15 protein-coding genes and 1 riboswitch are annotated in these 18,291 nt (G+C 73.3%); of the genes, 3 read left to right on the top strand and 12 right to left on the bottom strand.

Features of this window, described 5'->3' with window-relative positions:
- Positions 1–65: 65 nt before the first annotated feature.
- From ACFVQ0_RS28265 to ACFVQ0_RS28300, 8 genes are all read right to left on the bottom strand, one after another.
- Positions 66–1,742 (bottom strand): hydantoinase B/oxoprolinase family protein, encoded by a 1,677-nt coding sequence (locus ACFVQ0_RS28265; RefSeq protein ID WP_390092007.1) that lies wholly within the window; start codon positions 1,740–1,742, stop codon positions 66–68.
- The gene (locus ACFVQ0_RS28270; protein ID WP_390092008.1) at positions 1,739–3,784 is read right to left on the bottom strand and encodes a hydantoinase/oxoprolinase family protein; all 2,046 of its coding nucleotides are present in this window, start codon (positions 3,782–3,784) and stop codon (positions 1,739–1,741) included. The genes ACFVQ0_RS28265 and ACFVQ0_RS28270 overlap by 4 nt, the downstream gene beginning before the upstream one ends.
- 116 nt (positions 3,785–3,900) lie before the next feature.
- Complete coding sequence (locus ACFVQ0_RS28275; RefSeq protein WP_390092009.1) at positions 3,901–4,416, bottom strand: nuclear transport factor 2 family protein; 516 nt, start codon at positions 4,414–4,416, stop codon at positions 3,901–3,903.
- 280 nt (positions 4,417–4,696) lie between these two features.
- Positions 4,697–5,539: an endonuclease/exonuclease/phosphatase family protein gene (locus ACFVQ0_RS28280; protein WP_390092010.1), complete on the bottom strand. Its 843-nt coding sequence runs from the start codon at positions 5,537–5,539 to the stop codon at positions 4,697–4,699.
- Positions 5,540–5,658: 119 nt separating this feature from the next.
- Positions 5,659–7,278 (bottom strand): ABC transporter permease, encoded by a 1,620-nt coding sequence (locus tag ACFVQ0_RS28285; RefSeq protein ID WP_390092011.1) that lies wholly within the window; start codon positions 7,276–7,278, stop codon positions 5,659–5,661.
- On the bottom strand, positions 7,278–8,192 hold the full coding sequence (locus ACFVQ0_RS28290; protein WP_390092012.1) for an ABC transporter ATP-binding protein: 915 nt from the start codon (positions 8,190–8,192) through the stop codon (positions 7,278–7,280). The genes ACFVQ0_RS28285 and ACFVQ0_RS28290 overlap by 1 nt, the downstream gene beginning before the upstream one ends.
- A gap of 166 nt (positions 8,193–8,358) precedes the next feature.
- Positions 8,359–9,576 carry a sensor histidine kinase gene (locus ACFVQ0_RS28295; RefSeq protein WP_390092013.1) on the bottom strand — a complete coding sequence of 406 codons (1,218 nt, stop codon included), beginning with the start codon at positions 9,574–9,576 and terminating at the stop codon, positions 8,359–8,361.
- Between the two features lie 33 nt (positions 9,577–9,609).
- Positions 9,610–10,299 (bottom strand): response regulator, encoded by a 690-nt coding sequence (locus ACFVQ0_RS28300; protein WP_390092014.1) that lies wholly within the window; start codon positions 10,297–10,299, stop codon positions 9,610–9,612.
- Positions 10,300–10,463: 164 nt separating this feature from the next.
- Here ACFVQ0_RS28300 and cbiE point away from each other — a divergent pair, with 164 nt between their 5' ends.
- On the top strand, positions 10,464–11,774 hold the full coding sequence (gene cbiE, locus ACFVQ0_RS28305; RefSeq protein WP_390092015.1) for a precorrin-6y C5,15-methyltransferase (decarboxylating) subunit CbiE: 1,311 nt from the start codon (positions 10,464–10,466) through the stop codon (positions 11,772–11,774).
- Entirely contained in the window at positions 11,771–12,520 is a 750-nt protein-coding gene (gene cobM, locus ACFVQ0_RS28310) for a precorrin-4 C(11)-methyltransferase (RefSeq protein WP_390092016.1), read from the top strand. Before cbiE ends, cobM begins: the two co-directional genes overlap by 4 nt.
- A gap of 39 nt (positions 12,521–12,559) precedes the next feature.
- On the opposite strand, the gene ACFVQ0_RS28315 is transcribed toward cobM, so the two are convergent.
- Complete coding sequence (locus tag ACFVQ0_RS28315; RefSeq protein ID WP_390092017.1) at positions 12,560–13,675, bottom strand: cobalt-precorrin-5B (C(1))-methyltransferase; 1,116 nt, start codon at positions 13,673–13,675, stop codon at positions 12,560–12,562.
- Positions 13,676–13,686: 11 nt separating this feature from the next.
- On the opposite strand from ACFVQ0_RS28315, the gene ACFVQ0_RS28320 reads away from it, so the two are divergent.
- Complete coding sequence (locus ACFVQ0_RS28320; RefSeq protein WP_390092018.1) at positions 13,687–14,448, top strand: cobalt-precorrin-6A reductase; 762 nt, start codon at positions 13,687–13,689, stop codon at positions 14,446–14,448.
- On the opposite strand, the gene ACFVQ0_RS28325 is transcribed toward ACFVQ0_RS28320, so the two are convergent.
- From ACFVQ0_RS28325 to cobG, 3 genes are all read right to left on the bottom strand, one after another.
- Positions 14,433–15,938, bottom strand: a complete 1,506-nt coding sequence (locus tag ACFVQ0_RS28325) for a precorrin-2 C(20)-methyltransferase (RefSeq protein ID WP_390092019.1) — start codon at positions 15,936–15,938, stop codon at positions 14,433–14,435. The genes ACFVQ0_RS28320 and ACFVQ0_RS28325 overlap by 16 nt on opposite strands.
- A 2-nt stretch (positions 15,939–15,940) precedes the next feature.
- Positions 15,941–16,567, bottom strand: a complete 627-nt coding sequence (locus ACFVQ0_RS28330) for a precorrin-8X methylmutase (protein WP_371630797.1) — start codon at positions 16,565–16,567, stop codon at positions 15,941–15,943.
- Positions 16,568–16,635: 68 nt separating this feature from the next.
- Entirely contained in the window at positions 16,636–17,991 is a 1,356-nt protein-coding gene (gene cobG, locus ACFVQ0_RS28335; RefSeq protein WP_390092052.1) for a precorrin-3B synthase, read from the bottom strand.
- A 209-nt stretch (positions 17,992–18,200) separates the two neighbouring features.
- Positions 18,201–18,276: riboswitch (cobalamin riboswitch) on the top strand.
- The last annotated feature ends 15 nt before the right edge of the window (positions 18,277–18,291 follow it).

Here is an 18,291-nt window from a genome sequence, read left to right on the forward strand (position 1 = left end):
GGCGGCGCCGTGCGGGGACTGCCTCCTCCCCGCACGGCGCCGCCTCTGCCCCCGCCCGCACACGGTCAGCGCGCGTACCGCTCCTGGACATGGTCCGCGGTGAGCACTCCCTGGCGTACGTCCTCCCGCACCGCCGCGGCGGCGCGCTCGGACACCGGTCCGTAACCGCCCCCGCCACCGCTCTCGCAGCGCAGGACGTCACCGGCGCGCACCGGCAGTGCGTTCGCCTTCAGGAGTGAACGGGCCTCCGGACGGCCCGGGTTGAGCGTCACGCGGGGAGTCGTTCCGTCCTGGCCGCCGAACAGTCCCCAGGCCGGTGTGACCGAGCGCTCCCACCACAGGGAGAGGTTCTGGTCCGCGGTGAAGAGGTATTCGCGCACCACGCCGTTCCCGCCCCGGGTGCGTCCGGGGCCGGCGGAGTCGGGACGTACGGCGTACTGCTCCACGCGTACCGGGAACAGCGTCTCCAGTACCTCCACGGGCATGTCCCGCAGGGACCCGTTGACGTTGTTGATCAGACAGCTCTCGCCGTCTCCGCTCTCCCAGGCACCCCAGCCGCCGACCGTGGCCTCCTGGGAGACGAACAGCTTGCCGCTGCGCGGGTCGAGGCCGGTGAACTGCACGATCATGGAGTCGCCGTACGAGGCCGCCGCCGCCCGGTCCGGCATCGCGGGGGCCAGCGCCTTGACCACCAGGTCGATGACGAGGCCGAGGTGCGAGTAGTAGTACTGACAGGCGGCGGGTTCGACGGCGGCCAGCATGGAGCCGGGCCGGGTCGCTACCTCAAGCGGATCGAACGAGCCTCCGTTGAGCGGCACTTCGCCGCTGACCAGGAGCTTGTACCCGACCCGGCAGGCGGCGACGGTCTGCGCCGCGCCGCAGTTGACCGGGCCGGTCGCCTGGTCGGCGCAGTCGGTGACGTCCATGACCATGCGGTCGCCGTCGATGGTGACGCGCACGGTGACGTGCAGCGGGGTGTCCAGGTCGATGCCGTCGTTGTCGAGCCGGCCCGTGGCCTCGTACACCCCGTCGGGGATCGCGGAGATCTGCGCGCGCTCCAGCCGCCGGGTCTGCTCGAAGATGGCGTCCCGGGCGGCGGCGAGCGTCGCGGTGCCCCACCGCTCGACGATCTCGGCGAGCCGCCGTGCCCCGGTGAGGGCGCAGGCCACCTGGGCCCTCATGTCACCGAGTGTGGGCTGCGGGAACCGTACCTGCCGGGCGATCAGATCCTGCGTCAGCACGCATGGTTCACCACCTTCGTAGATCTTCAACGGGCCCATGCGCAGGCCCTCCTGATAGATCGTGGTGGAGTCCATGGAGCCGCCCGGGTCCTTGGATCCCATGTCGATCCAGTGGGCGCGGGAGGCGGCGAAGCCGACGAGTTCACCGCCGACGTGAATGGGCGCGTAGACGGTCACGTCGTTGAGGTGCGTGCCGCCGATGTACGAGTCGTTGAGCACCCAGACGTCACCCTCGCGCCACACGTCCCGGCCGTACATCCGCTCGGTGGCGCGGGTGCACTCCTCCAGGTTGCCCAGGAAGATCGGCAGGCCCGACGACTGGCCCAGGACGTGGTGGTCCCGGTCGAGCAGGGCGACGGCGCAGTCCTTGGCCTCGTAGATCGTCGGGGTGTAGGCCGAACGGATCAGCGTGGTGTTCATGTCCTCCGCGGCCTGGAGCAGGGCGCAGCGGATGATCTCGGTGGTGATGGGGTCGATGACGATCCCGGTGGGGGAGCTCACGCGGCGCCTCCGAGCTTGATGACGAGGAAACCGTTCGCGTCGACGGTGACGAGCGCGTCCGGCGGGACGACGGTGGTGGAGGTGGCCTCAACGACGATCGCCGGGCCGGCGAACTGCTCACCCACGGGCAGGTGTTCGCGCCGGAGCACGGGGGTCTCGTACGTCTCCCCGCCGAAGACGACGGGCTTGGCGTGCCCGGCCCCCGGCGCGTCGCCCGCCTCCGGTGCGTACGGGCGGGTCTCCCGCACGGGCGGTGCGCCGAGCGCGGTCGTGCGCAGGGTGACGAACTCGACCGGTGCCTGTGGCGTGGCGTGACCGTAGCGTCGCTCGTGCTGAGCGGCGAAGCGGGCGGAGACCGTACCGAGGAAGCCGTCCGTGAGCGGCTCGTCCGCGCCGGTGAGTGGCACGGCGAGCGTGTAGTCCTGGCCCTCGTACCGCATGTCCACGGCATGCTCGACGGTCCGGCGCTCGGCGGGGACGCCCTGCTCGTCGAGCGCGGCCAGCCCCTGTGCCTCCAGACCGGCGAGGGCCGCCGCCATGGCGGCGGGGTCCAGCGCGTGGCCGGGGGTGAAGAACTGCCGGGTCAGGTCGCGGCGCACGGCGGTACCGAGCATGCCCCACGCGGAGAACGCCCCGGGGAACAGCGGCACCACGACTTCCTCGACTCCCAGCTCCCGCGCGATCTCCACGGCGTGCATGGGACCGGCCCCACCGAAGGCGAGGAGGGTGAACTCCCTCGGCTCACGCCCGTGTTCCACCGTCAGGGTGCGGATCGCCTGCGCCATCTTGGCGTTGGCCACGTCGCAGATGCCGCCGGCCAGGGCCACCGGGTCCAGGGCCAGTTCCGCGGCGAGTTCACCCATCGCGTTCCGGGCGGCCGCGACGTCGAGGGTCATGTGACCGCCGGCGAACCAGTCCGGGTCGACCCGGCCGAGTACCGCGTTGGCATCGGTCACGGTGGGGCGGGTGCCGCCGCGCCCGTAACAGGCTGGTCCGGGCACGGCTCCCGCCGACTCGGGGCCCACCCGCAGGCCGCCGGCCTCCGCGTAGGCGAGGGACCCGCCGCCGGCCCCGATGGTGTGCAGGTTCACCAGCGGGATCAGCACCGGGAAGCCGTCGGCGGCGCCCTCGTTGGAGATGTCCGGCCGCCCGTCGAGGACCAGCGACACATCGAAGGACGTGCCGCCCATGTCGACGCAGATGGCGTTCTTCCGGCCCAGCAGGTCCGCCGCCGCCACGCCGCCCATGGTGCCGCCCACGGGTCCGGACAGCAGTGTCTGGAGTGGGTGCGAGCGGGCGAACGAGGCGTTGACGACGCCGCCGGACGACTGCATGACCTGTACGGGGACGCCGAGGCCGCGCTCGGTGAAGCGCTCCTCGATACGGCCCAGGTAGCGGCGTACGACCGGGCCGGTGTACGCGTCGAGCACCGCGGACGAGGTCCGCTCGTACTCGCGCCACTCGCCCGCGACGTCGTGCGAGAGCACCACCATCACGTCGTCGCCGAGCTCCTCGCGCAGGATCTCCCCGGCCCGCAGCTCGTGACGGGCGTCGACATAGCTGAACAGGAAGGAGACGGCCACCGCCGTGTACCCCTCGGCGCGCACCCGCCGGGCGGCCGCGCGCACGGCGTCCTCGTCCAGCGGCCGCAGTTCGGCGCCCTGCCAGTCGAGCCGCCCGCCGGCCTCGGCGGTGGAGTACCGGTCGACCAGCGGGACGGGCTTGCGGTAGTGGAGGTCGAACATCCGGTCCCGGTTGCCGCGGGCGATGTGGTAGACGTCCCGCATCCCCTCGGACATCAGCAGCAGCACCTTGGCGCCCTTGCGTTCCAGGAGCGCGTTGAGGCCCTGCGTGGTGCCGTGCACGAAGAAGGAGATGGCGGCCGGATCGGACACGGCCCGCTCCAGTGACGTGAAGACGCCCTCCGCCAGGTCCCCCGGCGTGGTCGGGGCCTTCGCCGCGAAGTAGGTGCCGCGCGCCTCGTCGTACGCGACGACGTCGGTGAACGTGCCACCGATGTCCATGGCTACCCGGTATGTCATGCCGCCTCCCGGCTGTTTCAGGGGATGGACGGAAGCTAACCGGACGGATCGGGGCGGGGCTGTGCGCGGCGCACGGTGTGAGCGGCCGGGGAATGCGGCGCGCACAGTCGGCCGGGCTACCGGACCGGTTCGCCGCCCGCCTGCTGTACGTCCTCGTGCAGATGGACGATGCGCCAGACCTGGTCCTCGTACCGGCGCAGAGCCGCGGTATTGCGCACGATCTCGGGGACCAGCGGTGCGCCGCAGCCGTCCGGGGCGAAGTCGACGCGCAGCCAGTACCGGAGCAGCGCGAGGTCGCCGAAGATGTCGATCACCGGGTCGTACGCCTCCAGCCCCGTCTCCTGCGGGCCCTCTTCCGCCCCGGGCCGTTCGTCCCGGACGCGGTCGAGATCCGCCTTGCCGCACAGCAGCGGGGCGGCGGCGGAGTCCCAGATCGTCGCGTCCGGGGCGAGGCACGCGTCGATCGCCGCCCGGTCCTGTCGGGTGTAGGCCGCGTACATGCCGGTGATCACCGACCACACGGCCCGGACCTGAGCCTCCGACGCACCCGGGCGCGCGGACCCGACGGCATCGGTATCGGTATCGGCGTCCGGGTTGACGGGGAGGGAGGCGCTGGGCGGGTTGTTCGGCAAGGCGGAGACTCCGTGACGGTCGTAGGGGCCGCAGTGGTTCGAGCGGCGGCGGGGCTGATGCGCGACGGCCGACTGTGGCGGCCGTCCCCCGGGACCAACGGGGCGGCGCTCGGGCGGTGCGGCGTCAGTGAAGCCGACAGTGTCCGCCAGGGTCAACCGGGCCGGTCCGCGGGGTGTGCCGCCGGGGCGGCGAGCTCTTGTCACCTCGCCGCTGGAATCCGGCGTTGGCCGAAGACGCCCTTTCTGGTCCTCGACGCGCCCCTACGGGTGCCGGACCTCGCTACGACCGCATCAGATCGGCCCGCACCAGATCGTGATCCGAGTACGGGGTGGGGTGCACCTCTTGCTCCAGCGGGGCGAAGCCGCGCAGGAAGATGTAGTCGAACTTGCTGCGCCAGTCGGTGGTCGGCTCGCACGCACCGGACGCAGAGGGACCGCACGCGCCGTCCGCGTCCGTGGCCAGGCCCCACATCCCGGCGAGTTCGGCGGCGTCCGGCACCGCGTTGAAGTCACCGAGAACGATCGTGCGGTCGTACCGGGCTACGGCCTTCGCCAGTACGGCGGTCTGCTTCGCGCGATACGGCTCCTGACGCCGCTCCGCCAGGTGCGTGTTGAAGACGCGGACGGGCCGGCCGTCCACGAGGGTGGTGACGGCCAGGTACCCGCGGTCCTCCGAACCGCCCTCCGGGTACTCCACGTTCACCCGGTCGGTCATCGGAGCGGCCGAGAGGATCGCCTGGCCGAAGCCTCCCGGACTCCATGGCACTCCGCCGCAGCGGCTCCAGCTCCGCAGAACCGATCCGTACTCGACGTGGTAGACCAGCCCGTACATGTACCGCAGGTGATCCCGGATCCTCTCGACATCGCCCACGCACGCCTCTTGCAGGCCGATGACCTGAGGGGCGTACGTGGCGATCTCCGCCGCCCGGCCGATGTTCTGCCCGCTTCCCTTGCAGGGATTGCAGATGTTCCACGTCATGACACGGCCCGGCACGGGCTCTTCGGGAGCACCGGCCGGCAGTGGCTTCGCGATGTTGACACCGTTCGGTGCACTGGGGCCGACGAGCAGCACGCAGGCCGTGATCAGGGCGGCCGCGAGCCGGCGCGCGCCGGGTCCGGTCACTGTTGCCTCCTCGGAGTGGAGACCCACGTCGTCGTGTGAGGTCTCCTCGCCGAGGCTATGTGACGGCTTGTATGCGGAACATGAGGTGCGTGGATCTCACAAGCCGTCTCAGCGAGGCGTCAGGACGCGGCGCGCCGTGCCGTCCCCGTGCCGAGGACGAGGGCGAGCATGACCGCCGTGATGCCGAGTACGACGGGCGGAGCCATACCGGCGGCTGTCCCGTCGTCGAGGCGCAGTGAGCCCATGAAGTCCAGTGGCGCGATGCCGTTGACCGTGCCGTACCAGAGGGGCAGATAGACGGCCTGGAAGAGTCGGTGTGTGCGGCTCAGGGTGCCGAGTGCCAGGGCGAGGGAGGGGATGAACAGGGCGCCCAGGAGCCAGTGTGTGAGCCCCGTGCCGTCCTCGCCGGTGGCCATGCGGACGGCCGGGCCGATCCCCGCCACCGCCGTCAGCAGGAAGCCGGCGCCCCACTCGGCGAGCACCCGGCGCCGGGCCGAGGGGTAGGCGCCGAGGAGGGACTCCACGTCGGCCTCGTGGCGCTGGGTTCCGAGGCGGGACCAGATCAGGACGGGCCAGATCCAGGCCAGCGGGAGGAGGACGCGGCTCACGCCGCTCGCGGGCGTCACCAGTTGCGAGACCGGCGTCAGCAGCAGGACACCGGCCCACCACCATCGCGGGACGCCCTGGAGCAGTACGCGCACCTCGCCGTGCAGGAGACGCAGGGCCGGATTGCCGTACGCGACGTTCGTCGTCGGGAGGGCGCCGAAGGTGCCGGCGGGGGAGAGGGGACCGGGTGTGCCGGGCACCCCGGCCCCAGCCTCACCGCCGGCCCCGCCTCCGGCCCCGCCCCCGGCCCGTGTCCCGTTCGTCCTGCCGCGTGCGGGATCGAAGCGCGGGAACCACAGGAGCGGCAGGAGCGTGGCGGCGAGGGCGATGGCGATGACCGCGAGGCGTCCGAGGAGGTAGGCGGAGTCCGGGGCGAAGCCGTTCCAGTCGAATGTGGTGAGGGGCTTGTCGATCAGTGTGAGCCCCAGACTGAACTCGCCCGCCTGCCGGGGATCGATGCCTTGCCCGCGCATGGCGTCACCGAGCGACCGCACCACGGGGTGCACGCCGATGCCGCCGAGCGGCGCGTTCGGGGACTGGCCGCCGATCGCCACGAACGCCCAGACGAAGAACCAGACGATGTTGCCGAGACCGGCGCGCAGGAGCGGGACCGCCTCGAAGAGGAGAGCGGCGGCGGCGGTCAGGACCATCAGCGGGAAGGCGATGAGCACGAACGGGGCAAGGAGCTGGAGGGGGTTGACCGCGTAGCTCTCGCCGCGCGCCAGCTGCATGACGACGGCGGTGAGGGCCAGAACGCCCAGCATCGAGGAGAGGACCATCACGCTGGAGAGGAACTTCGAGAACAGGTAGCCCGCGTTGCTCAGGGGCGTCGAGGCCAGCAGTCGGCCCACGCCCGTGCTCTCGTCGCGTGACAGCCCGTTGCGGACCACGTAGAAACCGCCGAGCAGCAGCCACACGGTGCCCGCGAGGGCGACCACCGTGCCGATGTACGCGCTGTTGTACGTGCCCCGGTATGAGCCCACCTGCATCACGACCCAGCCGGAGCCCCGGGACGGTGTCGCGAGGTAGCCGAGGCCGACGGCGGCGAGCAGGATCGCGGCGTAGGCGGGCCTGCGCACGCGGTCGCGGAAGTCGGCGGCCGCCAGGCGGAGGAGGCGGAGGAGGAGCGTCATCACCGCGCGCCCCCGATCAGGGTCTGCTGTCCGGCCGGGGAGCCGCCGGGCGAGGCCTGGTGGACGACGGAGAGGTAGGCGTCCTCCAGGTCGGGGGTGGCCCGGCGCGCGGTGGCGTAGGGCGGAACGTGCGTCAGCAGCCGGACCTTGACCCCGTTCCCGGTGCGGATCGTCCGGCTCACCAGGTACCGCCGCTGGAGGCCGGGGACGTCGGCCCGGTCCACCTCCACCTCCCACACCCGGCCCTCGACCGAGGCGAGCATCTCCTCCGGCGTCCCCCGGCCCAGCAGCCTGCCGCCCGCCACCACCGCGATGTCGGCGGCGACCGACTCGACGTCGGAGACGATGTGGGTGGAGAGCATGACCACGCGCTCGGCGGAGAGTTCGCCGAGCAGGTTGCGGAAGCGCACCCGCTCCTCCGGGTCGAGACCGGCGGTGGGCTCGTCCACGATGATCACGCGCGGATCGGCGAGGAGCGCCTGGGCGATACCGACGCGGCGCATCATGCCGCCGGAGTACTTGCCCAGCGGACGCCTGACCGCCTCGGTGAGGTTGACCAGCTCCAGCAGCTCTTCGATGCGGGCCTTTGCCGAGCGCCGTGACAGCCCCTTCGCGGCGGCGAGGTAGGAGAGGAACTCCCGCGAGGTCAGATTGGGATAGACCCCGAAGTCCTGCGGCAGGTAACCCAGCGCGCGGCGCAGCGAATCGGGCTTCGCCACGACGTCCCGTCCCTCGAAGAGGACCTGTCCGCTCGTCGGTCTGGTGACGCCGGCGGCGATGCGCATGAGGGAGGACTTGCCGGCGCCGTTGGGGCCCAGCAGCCCCAGCAGGCCCCGGTCCAGGCGTAGCGTCATCCCGTCCACGGCGCGCTTGCCGCCTCGGTAGACCTTGGTGATGTCGACCAGTTCCAGCATGTCTGTCTCCGCCTGTTCCCGGTGGACGATGTCGGCCGTCGCGGAGCACCGGCTGCGATGCCCGACAGGCCTTGAGAGCCCAAGACTTCCGTCCACCGCGCCCCCGCACATCTGCCGTTCGGCAGAGATCGGGCGAGTGATTCCCCGGACGGCCGCCGGCCGCCGGTCAGAAACCCGCGGGGTGGTGGCCGCTGCTGGTACGGGCACGGGGTGCCCCCTCGGCGGGCAGCCAACCCGTGACGCGCCAGCCCTCGGCGCTGGGGCCGCTGGTCAGTTCGCCGTCGAGCAGCGCGAAACGCTCGCCGAGGCCGATGAGCCCCGTTCCCCCGCTGCCGCGGCCCCTGGACAGGGAGGCGCGCCCGCCGTCCGAGGTGTTGCTGACGCTCACCTCCACGCGGTCGCCCGCCCGCGCGAGGGTGACCGCGACGTGCGGGGCGCGCGGGGTGTGCCGGCGGATGTTGGTGAGCGCCTCCAGTACGAGGTCGTGCGCCGCCTGTTCACCGGCCGGGGAGAGCGCGCCCTCCAGGCCGGGCGGCAGATCGAGGGTGGCCGGGCGCCCGGTGGAGTGCGCGAAGCGCTCGACCAGCTCGGGAAGGCTCGTCAGGCCGCGGGACCGGGTCGCCGGTTCCCCGCCGCCGTCCGTGGTGCGCTCGTCGTCCGCGCGCAGGGTGTGCAGTGCGCGGTCCATATGGTCGAGCGCCCGCAGCCCGGAGTCCTCCAGCCGGGCGAGGAACGCGTCGTACTCCTCCGCTCCGTACGGCGCCGCGCGCGCCGCCTGCACCTCCACGACCATGCCCGTCAACTCGTGGGCGACATGGTCGTGGAGCATCCGGGCGAGGAAGTCCCGCTGCTCCTCCCTCGCCCGCCGTACGGCCCGGCTGCGGCGCGCGTCGGAGGCGCGCAGATAGCGGCCCGTGGCGATCGCGCAGAGGACCGGCAGCAGCGAGAGGACGAGGGCGGTCAGGGCGTCCCGGCCGTCCGAGGGCGGATTGCGCAGCGTGAACCGCAGCGGCAGCGCCGTCGTGACGAGTCCGGCGGCGAACCCCCAGGCCAGGACGTCGTCGCCGCGCCGCCGGATCAGGCGCCCCAGCAGGACGAGTAGCCCGGCGTACTCGAACGGCATCCACAACAGGGTCAGGCCCTGACCGCCCCGGTAGAGGAAGTCCGTGAGGACGGACACGGCCATGGCCGCGCCCGCTGCCATGGCCGGGGTGAACCGCCCCAGGGGCGCCGTCACCTGCGTGGCCAGCACGGCGGCGAGGGCGCTCGCGGCGAGCAGGAGGGCGCCAGGCGGTGCCAGCAGGGCGGGGGCTCCCAGGACGAGCACACTCGTCGCGCACACCAGCACGCGTTTCCGGCTGTATCGGCAAGCGGCGCGCAACATGGCCACAAGACTAGGCAGTTGACGCGTGTGTCCTCAGGCCCGGGAGGCGTACCCGAGTTCCCAGGAGCGGACGGCGATGCCGACCCGGTTGCGGACGCCCAGTTTGCGCTGGATGTTCGCCACGTGGGTCTTCACCGTTCCGGCGGAGATGAAGGTCTGGGCGGCGATGTCGGCGTTGGTCAGCCCCTCGGCGACCAGCGCGGCGATCTCCAGCTCCCGCTTGGTGAGCGGTTCGAACGGGACGGCGACGGGCCCGGCCGCGCGCCTCGCCGGTGCCGGGCGGGCCGGCGGAGCCGCCTCCGTCACATGGCGCAGGAGGCGCACGGTGATCGACGGGCTGATCAGGCTGTCACCCGCCATCGCCGCCCGCACCGCCTCCACCAGCAACGCCGGTCCCGAGCGTTTGAGCAGGAACCCGGAGGCCCCGTACCGCAGCGCCGGATACACGTACTCGTCCAGGTCGAACGTGGTGACGATGACGACGCGCGGGTTCGCCGCGGACTCCGGGGCGAGGAGGCGGCGGGTGACCTCCAGGCCGTCGAGCCGGGGCATCCGGATGTCGAGGAGGGCCACATCGGGCCGCAGGGCGTCGGCCGCCTCCAGGGCCGCGACACCGTCCGCCGCCTCGCCCACCACCTCCACGTCCGGCTGGTGCTCCAGGATGCGCCGCATGCCGCGGCGCACCATGTCCTGATCGTCGGCGAGAAGTACGCGAATCGTCACGACCGGCCATTCTTCCAGCCGGGGACCACGGGACCGTCCGCTCCGCCCGCGCGTACCGGCGGGGTGCCGCACCCCCGCCCGCCCCCGTCCACCTGGCCGGTGTCCTGACAAGGCCGGACAGTAGAGTTCGGGTGCGTCAGCCCCCGAACACCGAGGTATCGTCCGTGACTCCCGAACCCGCCGCACCCCCCGTTCCGCCGCCGGTGAGCGTCGTGGGGATCGGAGCCGACGGATGGTCCGGACTGCCCGACGCGTCGCGCTCCGCCCTCGTCGGCGCACAGGTCCTGATCGGCGGTGAGCGTCAGCTCGGCCTGCTCCCGCCGCAGTGCGCGGGACGGCGCGTGGCCTGGCCCTCGCCGCTGCGGCCCGCGGTTCCCGGCCTGCTCGCCGAGCACGCGGGGAGCAGGATCGCGGTGCTGGCCAGCGGTGACCCGATGTTCTACGGGATCGGCCGGGCCCTCACCGAAGTGCTCGGCGCCGAAGGGCTACGGGTCCTGCCGCACCCCTCGTCCGTGTCCTACGCCTGCGCCCGGCTCTGCTGGCCGCTGGAGGACACCGAGGTCGTCACGCTGGTCGGCAGGCCCGCCGCCCGGCTCGCGGCCGCCCTGCACGACGGACGCCGGCTGCTGGTCCTCAGCGCGGACGCGGGCACCCCCGCCGTGGTCGCCGCGCTGCTGCGGGAACACGGCTTCGGGCCGAGCACGTTGCGCGTACTGGAACAGCTCGGCGGCGAGAGCGAAGCGAGTACGGACGGCACCGCGGACACCTGGGCGCACCCGCCGGGCGATCCGCTGAACGTGATCGCCGTCGAATGCCGCCGGGCCCCCGGCACCCCGCACCTCGGCGCCGTACCCGGTCTGCCCGACGACGCGTACGAGCACGACGGACAGCTCACCAAGCGCCACATCCGGGCCGCGACCCTCGGCGCGCTCGCACCGGCACCGGGCGAACTGCTCTGGGACGTCGGCGGCGGCTCCGGGTCCGTGGCGATCGAGTGGATGCGCGTCCACCCCTCGTGCCGCGCGATCAGCGTGGAGCGCGACCCCGTGCGGGCGGAGCGCATCGCCCGCAACGCCGGACGGCTCGGGGTTCCCGCCCTCCGCGTGATCACCGGCAGAGCCCCGGACAGCCTGGCCGGACTGCCTTCGCCCGACGCCGTGTTCATCGGTGGCGGGCTGACCGTGCCCGGACTGCTCGACGCCTGCTGGGAAGCGCTGCCGGACGGCGGCCGGCTGGTCGCCAACACCGTCACGCTGGAATCCGAGGCGTTGCTCACCGAGTGGTACCGCCGGCACGGGGGCGAACTCGTCCGCCTCGCCGTCGCGCACGCCGTGCCGGTCGGCGGCTTCACCGGCTGGCGGCAGGCGATGCCGGTGACCCAGTGGTCGGTCCGCAAGCCCCCGGCGGACGCGGGCGCGGGATCCGTGGCACACACCCGTACAGAACATTCAGCACATTCAGGAGACAACAGATGACCGTGTACTTCATCGGCGCGGGTCCGGGCGCGGCCGACCTGATCACCGTGCGCGGCGCGCGGACGCTCGCCGCCTGCCGGGTGTGCCTGTACGCGGGCAGCCTGGTGCCCGCCGAACTCCTCGCCGAATGCCCCCCGGACGCCAGGCTGGTGGACACCGCGCAGCTCGACATCGACCGGATCACGGCCGAGCTGATCGGCGCGCACGAGGCCGGTCACGACGTGGCGCGGCTGCACTCGGGCGATCCCTCGGTGTTCAGCGCGGTCAACGAGCAGATGCGGCGCCTCGACGAGGCGGGCGTGCCCTACGAGGTGATCCCGGGCGTGCCCGCGTTCGCGGCCGCCGCGGCGGCACTCAAGCGGGAGCTGACCGTCCCCACGGTCGGCCAGACCGTCATCCTCACCCGGATCGCCCACCGGGCCACGGCGATGCCGGAAGGGGAGGACCTCGCGACGCTGGGCCGCAGCGGGGCCCTGATCGTCCTGCACCTCGCCGCCAGGTACGTGGACCGGGTCGTCGAGGAACTGCTGCCGCACTACGGGGCCGACTGCCCCACCGCCGTCGTCGCCCTCGCCTCCCGCCCCGACGAACTCATCCTGCGCGGACCGCTCGACGGCATCGCGGAACAGGTGAAGGCGGCGGGCGTGATTCGTACCGCCGTCATCATGGTCGGCCGCACGCTCGGCGCCGACCAGTTCCGCGACAGCCACCTCTACTCGCCCGGACGCGACCGGCACGCCTGCTGACGCATCCCCGGCCCCTCTTCGGCACCGTACGGCGGCGGGTCAGCGCACCGCGCTGCGCCCGACGACCGTGCCCGCCCGGTCGATGCAGATGACGTCGACGGAGACCGGCGAGCCCCGCAGTACCGTCAGCGCCTCGTCGCGGGCGGCCACCGCCACCAGGTCCCCGAGGGGGACGCCGGCCGCCTGGCAGGACCGGAGCGCCGCCAGGCCCGTGTTCGCGGTGGCCACCTCCGCGGCCAGGGCCTCGTCCGCGCCGCCCCGCCGGGCCAGTCCGGCCAGGAAGGGCTTGTCGACCTGGGAACGGGCCGAGTGCAGGTCGAGATGGCCGGCGGCGAGCTTGGACAGCTTGGCGAACCCGCCGCAGATGGTCAGCCGGTCCACGGGGTGACGGCGCACGTACTTCAGGACCGCACCCGCGAAGTCCCCCATGTCCAGGAGGGCGATCTCCGGCAGCCCGTACTCGGCCACCACGGTCTTCTCCGACGTCGAGCCCGTGCAGCCCGCCACATGGGTGTGGCCGGCCGCGCGGGCCACGTCCACGCCCCGGCGGATCGAGTCGATCCACGCAGAGCAGGAGTACGGCACCACGACACCGGTCGTGCCCAGGATCGACAGGCCGCCCAGAATGCCCAGGCGCGGGTTCCAGGTCGAGCGGGCGATCTCCTCGCCGTGGTCGACGGAGACGGTCACCTCGACGTCGCCCGTGCCCCGGTGCGCCTCGGCGACCCGCGCGAGGTGGTCGCGGATCATCTGGCGGGGCACCGGGTTGATGGCGGGCTCGCCCACATCGAGTGGGAGCCCCGGCAGGGTGACCGTGCCCACCCCTGGCCCCGCCCTGAACACCACGCCGGAGCCCGGCGGCAGCCGCCGTACGGTGACGCGCACGAGGGCGCCGTGGGTGACGTCCGGATCGTCCCCGGCGTCCTTGACCACACCGGCCGTCGCCCGTTCCCCGGCCAGCTCCTCCACCGCCAGCGCGAACGCCGGGGTCTGGCCCCGGGGAAGGGTGATCGTCACCGGGTCGGGGAAATCGCCGGTCAGCAGGGCGGTGTACGCGGCCGTGGCCGCCGCGGTCGCGCAGGCACCGGTCGTCCAGCCGGGCCGCAGACCGGTGTGTTTGAGTTGGGCGCTGCGCCCGCCCTTCGCCTCACCCACGGATGGACCTCATGCACGTACTCGTACTCGGCGGGACCACGGAGGCCCGCCGCCTCGCCGAGCTGCTGGCGGCACAACTGCCCGGCGCCCGGGTGACCAGCTCGCTCGCGGGGCGGGTGGCCAGTCCCAGGCTTCCGCCGGGCGAGGTGCGCGTCGGCGGGTTCGGCGGCGCCGACGGCCTTGCCGCGTGGCTGCGTACGCACCAGGTGGACGCGCTCATCGACGCCACCCATCCTTTCGCCGGGACGATCAGTTTCAACGCGGCGGCAGCCGCCTCGGCTGCCCATGTTCCCCTGCTGGCACTGCGCCGCCCCGGCTGGGTGCCCGGCCGTGGCGACGACTGGCACCCGGTCGGCTCCCTGGAGGAGGCGGCGCGGACGCTGCCCGCGCTGGGGCGGCGGGTGTTCCTCACCACCGGACGCATGGGACTGGCCGCCTTCGCCGGGCTGGACGACCTGTGGTTCCTGATGCGCTCGGTCGACGCACCCGAGCCGCCGTACCCCGCCCGGATGGAGGTCCTGCTCGACCGGGGGCCGTTCACCGCGGAGGGGGAGCGGGAGCTGATCCGCCGCCACCACGTCGACGTCCTCGTCACGAAGGACAGCGGCGGCGCCGCCACCGCCCCCAAGCTCGCCGCCGCCCGCGAGGCGGGGATCCCGGTGGTCGTGGTGCGCCGCCCACCGGTCCCCGAAGGGGTCGCGGTGGCCGACACTCCTGACGGGGCCCTCGCCTGGCTGCGCAGGACGGAGACCTGGGCTCAGCCCTCCGGGTAGCGGCGCGGCGTCCAGACGATCTGCCGCCCGTCACCGCGCCGCACCCACCGCGTCTGCGAGGACCCGACGATCAGGATCGTGCGCATGTCGACCTCGGCCGGGTCGAGATCGGCCAGCCGCACGGTGCGTACGCTCTCGGCCGGTCCGCCGACGTCCCGGCCCAGCACCACCGGGGTGTCCGGTGAGCGGTGCTCCAGGAGCAGGTCGCGCGCCTTGCCGACCTGCCAGGTCCGGCTGCGTGAGCCCGGGTTGTACAGCGCGAGCACCAGGTCCGCACAGGCCGCGGCGCGCAACCGCTCCGCGATGACCTCCCACGGCTTGAGCCGGTCGGAGAGCGAGATCGTGGCGTAGTCGTGGCCCAGCGGCGCACCCGCCCGCGCGGCCGCTGCGTTGGCCGCCGTCACGCCCGGCAGCACCCGCACCGGCACGTCCGCGTACCGGTCCTGGGAGGCCGCCTCCAGGACGGCCGTCGCCATGGCGAAGACCCCCGGGTCCCCGCCGGACACCACGGCCACGCGCCGTCCGCGCCGCGCCAGGTCCAGGGCGAACTCTGCGCGCTCCGCCTCGACCTTGTTGTCGGAGCCGTGCCGGGACTGCCCCGGCCGGACCGGCACCCGGTCCAGATAGGTGGTGTAGCCGACCACGTCGTCGGCGGCGGCCAGCACCCCGCGCGTCTCGGGCGTCAGCCACAGCGGCCCGGCGGGTCCGGTGCCGACCACGGCGACCTCACCGCGCCCCGGAGTGCCCTCCGGTCGCGGCGCGTCGATCCTGCTGGGCAGCACCGCGACCGCGAAGTACGGCACGGATCCGGCGTCGATCCCGGCCAGCTCGCCCGTGCGTTCCCCGGCCATCGTGGCGCGTTCCACGTATCGGGCCTCCGGCAGCCGCCCCGACGCCTCGAAGGCGCGGCGCACCGCAGGGAACGTCCGGCCCAGCTTCATCACCACCGCGGTGTCCGTGGCGGCCAGCCGGGCGGTCAGCTCCTCCTCCGGCAGGGTGCCGGGCAGGATGGTCAGCACCTCCTCGCCCTCGACGAGCGGGGTGCCGAGCCGGGCGGCCGCCGCGCTGACCGAGGTGACACCGGGGATCACCTCGGTCGGGTAGCGGTCTGCGAGCCGCTTGTGCATGTGCATGTAAGAGCCGTAGAACAGCGGGTCGCCCTCGGCGAGCACGGCGACCGTGCGCCCCGCGTCGAGATGGACCGCGAGGCGGGCCGCCGCCTCCGTGTAGAAGTCGTCCAGCGCGCCCCGGTAACCGCCCGGATGGTCCGTGGTCTCCGTCGTGACGGGGTAGACCAGGGCCTCCTCGATGTGGTCGGGGCGGATGTGCCCGGCCGCGATGGACCGGGCGATCGACCGTCCGTGCCGGGCGCTGTGATAGGCGACGACATCGGCCTCGGCGATGACCTGCACGGCGCGTACGGTCATCAGGGCCGGATCGCCGGGGCCGAGCCCGACTCCGTACAGCCGGCCGCTCTTCTGCTCGCTCACGCTTACTCTTCCTCGCTGGCGATCGCGTTGAGGGCGGCGGCCGCCATGGCGCTGCCGCCCCGCCGGCCGCGCACGATCAGATGGTCGAGCCCGGACGCGTGTGCGGCCAGGGCGTCCTTGGACTCGGCCGCGCCGATGAAGCCGACCGGCACACCGATGACGGCGGCGGGGCGCGGCGCGCCCTCCTCGATCAGTTCGAGCAGCCGGAACAGGGCGGTGGGCGCGTTGCCGACGGCGACGACCGCGCCGTCCAGCCGGTCGCGCCACAGCTCCAGGGCCGCCGCGCTCCGGGTGGTGCCGAGTTCCGCCGCGAGAGCGGGCACCGCCGGGTCCGACAGGGTGCACACGACCTCGTTGCCGGCGGGCAGCCGCTTGCGGGTGACCCCACTGGCGACCATGGCCACGTCGCACAGGATCGGCGCGCCGGCCCGCAGCGCCTCGCGGGCGCGGGCCACCACGTCAGGGGTGAAGGCCAGATCGCGTACGAGATCGACCATGCCGCAGGCGTGGATCATCCGGACCGCCACCTGGCTCACATCGGCGGGCAGTCCCGACAGATCGGCCTCCGCGCGGATCGTGGCGAAGGACTGGCGATAGATGGCCGGTCCGTCCTTCTCGTACTGGTGCACAGTGCTGTCGCTCTCTTCATCGGGCATGGAAAGGGTCGGTCGGGTCCGGGAACGGCCGTGGGGAAAGGTCAGGTGCCGGGGCACGGGGCGGGGCGCCGCTCGTCCAGGCCGCCCCGGGCCCCGGCAACCGCCGCCGCGAGTGCGGCCGGGCTGTCGGGGACGGGCTGGGGGGCGTGCCGTTCACCGTCGCGCACCAGGGAGACCCGGTAGCCGTCGGGGGCGGCGACGACGTCGACCCAGGAGCCCCGTGGATGACCGCACCGGCGTTCGCACCCCGACCAGTACACCGGCAGCGTGCCCACGGGCCCGAGGGCCGCCGTCGCCCCGGCCCGGACATCGGCGAGGGACTTGGCGCAGCCGGGACGCCCGATACAGGCACCCACCCCGGCCCAGGGGGAGCGGACCCCGGTGATCAGGCCGGCGGCCTCCAGCGCGTCGAGTGTCTCGGCGGCCCGTGCACGCTCCACGCCCGGTACGACGACACCGCGCCAGGGGGTCAGCCGCAGTTCGCCGCCGCCATCCTCCCGTTGTCGGGCGGCGCGGGTCAGCGCCCGCCACTGTTCCGCGCCGACGCGCCCCAGGGGTACGCCGACGGACAGCGCGACTGTCCCGTACGGGCCGTCCACGATGCCGGGGGAGGGAGCCGCGGACCGGGCGGGGCGCACGGGTCCGGGGGTGCGCGTGGCGGGGATTCCGGCCTGTCGCAGCCGCCGGACCACCTGGTCCAGCAGGACCCCGCCGTCCGCGCGCAGTTCCGCGACCCGCCAGACGCCGGAGCCGCGCGCGGTGTCCAGGAAGGTCTCCGCGGCGATCAGCGCGGCCCGGGGAGCGTGCTCATCGGGTATCCGCAGCACGGTCCCGGCCTGGCCGATCCGCAGCGCGGCGTCCCCGTCGGCCGGCGTCAGCAGCGTCACATCGGCGCCGAGCGCGTCCACGTCGCCTCTGCCGTCGTCGAGCGCGAACAGGAACCGGCCCGACAGTTCGGTCGTCAGGTCACTCGCGCACACCAGCTCGTCCAGCGTGGCCAGCCACGGGCGGATGTCCCGCCGCCCCAGGCCGTCGAGCCCGGACAGCGGGGAGGCCACGATGTTGCGGACGCGTTCGTGGCGCTCCGAGGGCAGCAGCCCCGACTCACCCAGGCGGGAGGCCAGTTCGCCGCCGCAGTCAGGCCGCAGACCGCGCAGCTGCACATTGCCGCGCGAAGTGAGATGCAGCTCACCATCGCCGAGCCGCTCCGCCAACTCCCGCACCACGTCGGCCTGCGCCGCGCTCAGTACCCCCCCGGGGATCCGGATCCGTGCCAGCGCACCGTCGTCCGCCCGGTGCAGCCGCAGCGTGCCGGGGCAGGCGTCACCGCGGTCACGGACGGACGCGGCTCCTGTGGGCACGGGCAAAGTGGCTGGCGGGGGCATGGCGGCGAGCATACCGACCATCTCATCAGATCCGTATGCCTCCCAGTTCTTGACCGCCCCTTACTATGTCTAGGGTCTTTCGTTTGGATCAGGCCGGACCCCGCGGGTCCGGCCTGATCCAAACGAAAGACCCTAGTGCCGCGTCAGCACGGGAAAACCCTGGCCGAGGCGGTGTACGGACGGGCCAGCCGGTCCGTCGTCGCCACCGACGGCGACAAGGGGAGGAAGCCCGGTGCGATTCCGGCGCGGTCCCGCCACTGTGATCCCGGCCCCACCGGCCGGGTGAGTCAGGAACTCCCTTCCCCGTGCCAC

The organism is Streptomyces sp. NPDC057900 (assembly GCF_042887885.1).
Lineage (GTDB): Bacteria > Actinomycetota > Actinomycetes > Streptomycetales > Streptomycetaceae > Streptomyces.

Excerpts from the sequence above, each read along its gene's own strand:
- ACFVQ0_RS28320 (WP_390092018.1), top strand. The coding sequence starts at position 13,687 with ATGCACGTACTCGTACTCGGCGGGACCACGGAGGCCCGCCGCCTCGCC.
- ACFVQ0_RS28295 (WP_390092013.1), bottom strand. The coding sequence starts at position 9,576 with ATGTTGCGCGCCGCTTGCCGATACAGCCGGAAACGCGTGCTGGTGTGC.
- cobG (WP_390092052.1), bottom strand. The coding sequence starts at position 17,991 with ATGCTCGCCGCCATGCCCCCGCCAGCCACTTTGCCCGTGCCCACAGGA.
- ACFVQ0_RS28285 (WP_390092011.1), bottom strand. The coding sequence starts at position 7,278 with ATGACGCTCCTCCTCCGCCTCCTCCGCCTGGCGGCCGCCGACTTCCGC.
- cobM (WP_390092016.1), top strand. The coding sequence starts at position 11,771 with ATGACCGTGTACTTCATCGGCGCGGGTCCGGGCGCGGCCGACCTGATC.
- ACFVQ0_RS28270 (WP_390092008.1), bottom strand. The coding sequence starts at position 3,784 with ATGACATACCGGGTAGCCATGGACATCGGTGGCACGTTCACCGACGTC.
- ACFVQ0_RS28290 (WP_390092012.1), bottom strand. The coding sequence starts at position 8,192 with ATGCTGGAACTGGTCGACATCACCAAGGTCTACCGAGGCGGCAAGCGC.